Genomic DNA, 2,751 nt, shown 5'->3' on the forward strand with positions numbered 1-2,751 from the left:
CAATAAGACCTGTAGAGTGTACAAAAATGTCTTCACTTGAATCAGATGGCTTAATGAATCCGAAACCTTTAGTTTCGTTAAAGAATTTTACTGTTCCTTGCATTGTAATGTTTTTTAAAATAATAAATATTTGTGGAAAGCGCTCCTTTCAATAATTACAAGTAAAGATTCAGTTAAGTTTTGTTCTCAAGAGAATGACCGGTAACGAATATTAATGATATTATCTTCTTGTTAATGCTTTACAACGTGACAAATGTAATAGTAATAAATTGAGTATCCAAAGTATTTCTCAATAGTTTTATTCAAACAGTGAGTATTTATGATAAAAAATATGATTTATTTTTTTATTCTCATTATAATACCCTGCAAAATGTGAATGTGCAGCACATTAATAACTCCTTTTAGTCAAGAAAAATGTAGGCTCCGAAGAGTTTATCTTGGTTTGGGCTAGTTAGAGGTAAGTATCCCTTATACCATTTTCCATCTTTCATTTCAAAAGGGTGTTCTTGAATCATTCTTTTATTAAAACTAATAAAGTCTGATTTAGATTCGGCAAAGATATTATAACTGCCTTTTGCATCAGGGTGTAGGTATTGACATAGATGGGAGGCAATCACGCTCATATTGTACCTTAGGTTGATTTCAAGACAGGGCTGTATCTTAGCAATACCCTTTGTGTCGAGAAAAAGCATACAGTCGATTCCTAAATGGCCGCAGTAGTCATTGGGGATGCTATGAGCCTTTAACGCTTCTTCCAGACCTGATATTAATTTCTCTTGAACAATAGGGCTTAGAACCTGTTTTAATTCATGTGGAATGAATCCTAAAATATTGGATTGGTATTGACCATTATCATTGGTTTCGAAAAATGCGAATCCTCTAAAATCGAGTTCTCCATTACCATCAGCATAAAATTGGACTGAAAAATCAAATTGTTTGTCAACTAAAGCTTCGACCATAACAAAGCCCTGCGATTTAAACACACCACCCAGAGCTTGTTTAACCGATTTGTTTATAAAAGCTTTTCGTAATATTTGTAAACCTCGACCCGAAGAACTCCATGGAGATTTAATAACGATCTGTTGCCACTTGCTTTGTAGCGCTTCAACTTCAGAAGTGTTGGTGCAAATTTGAGGAATTAGATCGGTTGATATATAATGCTTAGATCGATTGTTCTTAAGAAAGTGTTGCAGACAGGAAAGCGCCATTTCCCTACTATAAAGTTCCTTAAATTTAGGTTGCCAATAGGCATTGGGCTGAGCTAAAAAGCTTTGTTGACATTGATCTTTAAAAGGAGCCAGTAGGTAATGCATACGAGGACTCCAGCCCCAAGGTTGCAAACCCGCTTTTTCTTCCTTTAAGAAGGTCTGATCTGTAAGGGCTTGAGGGAAAAGTTGAAATCTTGGTGTATGAATCCCTTGACTTTCGATAAAACTCAAAAACTGAGCATCGGGAAGTTGGTGGACTAATATAACATCTTCAGGCTTGGCATAATACATGGGTAATATATCCAGATCCTGTTCAAAACGAGTCAGCACTTTATTGGGCATAAAACTAGCTGTGCCATTTGAAATAGCCATTTCACACGTGGCGTTGAAAATGTATATTTGGGGTGCTTTACGACTCATAAGATTGTATATTTAACGCAAAAGTAATATTTCTGATTCAAGCTGAAAGCAAATTTATAAAAGGATATATGTACTAGCTTTAATCCATCAGACTTCAACATATAAAACAGATACCCCAATATATGCAATTCTCAAAACCTTTAGTACATGGTAAGCTTATCAAACGATATAAGCGATTTTTGTCTGATGTAGAACTCGATTCTGGTGAAATTGTTGTTGCACATTGTACCAATTCAGGGAGTATGAAAACCTGCATAGAAGAAGGAGCAGAGGTTTATCTAACGTATGTTGATGATCCGAAAAGAAAAACGAAGTACACCTGGGAGATGATTTATATGAATGGCGATTGGATAGGTATAAACACCGGTATCCCCAATATATTGGCTTACGAAGTCGTGCGCGATGGGAAAATTGAAGGTTTTGAATCTTATACCGAAGTCAGGCGGGAAGTGAAATTTGAGGATTCTCGTTTTGATGTTTTTGCTACTAATGATCAAGAAAGCTGTTTTATTGAAGTGAAGAATGTGAGCATGAAAGTGGGCGGGTATGCTCGTTTCCCAGATGCGGTGACTACACGTGGTAAGAAACACTTGGAAACCTTAATGAGAGTGAAGGCTGAAGGCATGCGGGCTGTCATGTTTTATGTGATTCAACGTTCAGATGTTTCGGTTTTTGGTCCTGCATGGGATATTGATCCTGGCTATGCTGAAACGCTTAGAAAAGCTGTTGATAGTGGGGTTGAAGTATTTGCCTTTCAGGCTAAGGTGAATCCTGAAGGCATAGAGCTAGTTAAGCAATTACCTATTGATTTGAGTTACATAAAAGGTTAAAGGTTGAAGGTTGAAGGTTGAAGGTTGAAGGTTGAAGGTTGAAGGTTGAAGGTTGAAGGTTGCGCCAGCAAAAATAATCAGTTGTTATATTAACACATTAGCATATCCTCTCATCTTCTAATTTCAAAATTAAGATTCTATCTTTATCGAAAATTTGAAAATTATAGAAAGATGAACGAGAAAGCCCTTCAGGAGGTTGATAAATACCTACGATTAAGAACCGAGATTAGCGAGTTGAGTGAAAAGCTTGGTGCATTGCATAAAAACGAAATGGCTTGCAAGAAAGGCTGTTC

General features: G+C 36.5%; 3 protein-coding genes. 1 reads left to right on the forward strand and 2 read right to left on the reverse strand.

Annotated features, from left to right (window positions below; all coding sequences use genetic code 11):
• Both ABY905_RS16075 and ABY905_RS16080 read right to left on the reverse strand, forming a co-directional pair.
• Positions 1–103 (reverse strand): cold-shock protein (locus ABY905_RS16075; protein WP_372645711.1); only part of this gene is annotated, 103 nt, incomplete at its 3' end.
• A gap of 298 nt (positions 104–401) precedes the next feature.
• Positions 402–1,628 (reverse strand): hypothetical protein, encoded by a 1,227-nt coding sequence (locus tag ABY905_RS16080; RefSeq protein ID WP_372645707.1) that lies wholly within the window; start codon positions 1,626–1,628, stop codon positions 402–404.
• Between the two features lie 122 nt (positions 1,629–1,750).
• Between ABY905_RS16080 and sfsA the strand changes: the two genes are divergently transcribed.
• Entirely contained in the window at positions 1,751–2,458 is a 708-nt protein-coding gene (gene sfsA, locus ABY905_RS16085; RefSeq protein ID WP_372645709.1) for a DNA/RNA nuclease SfsA, read from the forward strand.
• The last annotated feature ends 293 nt before the right edge of the window (positions 2,459–2,751 follow it).

Origin of the sequence: Ancylomarina sp. (genome assembly GCF_041555295.1) — a bacterium.
GTDB lineage: Bacteria > Bacteroidota > Bacteroidia > Bacteroidales > Marinifilaceae > Ancylomarina.

Coding starts and splice junctions, on each gene's coding strand:
- ABY905_RS16080 (WP_372645707.1), bottom strand. CDS start 1,628: ATGAGTCGTAAAGCACCCCAAATATACATTTTCAACGCCACGTGTGAA.
- sfsA (WP_372645709.1), top strand. CDS start 1,751: ATGCAATTCTCAAAACCTTTAGTACATGGTAAGCTTATCAAACGATAT.